Origin of the sequence: Streptomyces klenkii, from assembly GCF_003626645.1 — a bacterium.
In the GTDB taxonomy this organism is placed as follows: Bacteria; Actinomycetota; Actinomycetes; order Streptomycetales; family Streptomycetaceae; genus Streptomyces; species Streptomyces klenkii.
On the sequence record NZ_RBAM01000069.1, the window covers coordinates 1 to 1,521 of the forward strand.

The window sequence follows — 1,521 nt, forward strand, 5'->3', positions numbered from 1 at the left end:
CGCCACGACGCCCAAGGCGCCGGCCACGGTGTCCGCCAGCGAGATCCGGCGCCTGGTCGACGCCTGCTCCAGCCTGCGGGACCGGTTCCTGATCGTGCTGCTGTCCGAGACAGGGCTGCGGCTCGGGGAGGCGCTCGGGCTGCGGCACGAGGACCTGCGGCTGCGGGCCGGTGAGGTGCGTGTGGTCCCCCGGGAGAGCAACGTCAATGCCGCCCGGGTGAAGGGGCTGAAGGCCCGCACCGTCCCGGCCGGGGTCGAGGTCTTCGACGCCTACGCCGACTACATGGAGAGCGAGTACGGGACGCTGGATTGCGACTACGTGTTCGTGAACCTGTTCCGGCCCCCGGTGGGGGCGCCGATGAGCCGCAGTGCGGTCGAGGACCTGGCGGCCCGGCTGCGGAAGCGGACGGGGATCGGGCACTTCACGCCGCATGTGCTGCGGCACAGCTGGGCGACCGGGCTGCTGCGGGCCAAGGTGCCCATCGAGGTCGTGGCTGAGCTGCTGGGGCATGCGTCGTCGCAGGTCACGGAACAGATCTATGCGCATCTGACGGTGGAGGATCATCGGGAGGTCCTTGTCTCGGCGGGGCTGCTGAGGGACGGGAGCGTGAAGGCGTGAGCACGCCGCAGCGCACCCAGCCGAAGGCCGGTCTGCTGGAGCGGCTGATGGAGGTCGTGCGGCCGGAGTTCCGGGGCGAGGAGTTCTATCCGCCGCGCGACAGCCGGGTGTTCTTCCAGGGCGAATGCCGCATCCCCTCGTGCGAGCGGATGCTGAGCTACTCGGTCAAGCGGCTGTGCACCGCGCACTACCAGCGCTGGGTGCAGGCTGGCCGTCCTGAGCTGGAGGCGTGGGTGCCGGGCGAGGACGCCCTCCACCGGCATCGCAGCGTCATCCGGGGCTGCGCGGTGGCGGGCTGCCGCCGCTCGATGAACGGGTGCTCGCCGCGGATCTGCACCCGGCACACCGACGCCTGGAAGGCCGCTGGGGCGCCGGATCTCGACGCGTGGCTGGCCACGGCCCGCTACGAGGCACCGCCGCACGGCGAGCGGGACTGTGTGCTGCCGGACTGCCCGTGGTGGACCAACGGGCCGGAGACCGCGTTGTGCCAGCGGCACTACATCCGCTGGCGCAACAACGGCCACCCCGTGCTGCCGGACGACGAGTTGATCGAGTGGTTCGAGCGCCTTGAGCTTCGGCGTGACCCCTACATCCGGTTTCACGACCTGGGGCGTCAGGTCCGCCTGGAGGTGCAGTTCGGGTTGCAGCGCCGAGCCGACATCGGGGACCGGCACACGGCCCCGCGCACGGTGACCCGCGCGCTGAGCTGGATCCGTGAATCGGGCGTGCGCAGCCTGATGGACTGGGACGAGACGCAGTGGCTGGAGTTCTGCCACGTCGCGCGCAAGGGCTACCGGACGCTGTCCCACGCCTTCATCCGCGACACCCGGTTCGAGCTGCGGAGGCTGCTGATCGCGGATGACCCGTGGGCAGCCCCGCCCGCCGCGCCGCGACCACGGCCT

General features: G+C 71.3%; 1 protein-coding gene and 1 pseudogene. Both read left to right on the plus strand.

From position 1 onward, the window contains the following. Positions 1-619, plus strand: a 619-nt coding sequence (locus D7231_RS34625; RefSeq protein ID WP_147449879.1) for a tyrosine-type recombinase/integrase, incomplete at its 5' end; no start/stop codon positions are given. Then, positions 616-1,521 (plus strand): annotated as a pseudogene (locus tag D7231_RS34630) (tyrosine-type recombinase/integrase); the annotation flags it as partial. The gene D7231_RS34625 and the pseudogene D7231_RS34630, both read left to right, overlap by 4 nt.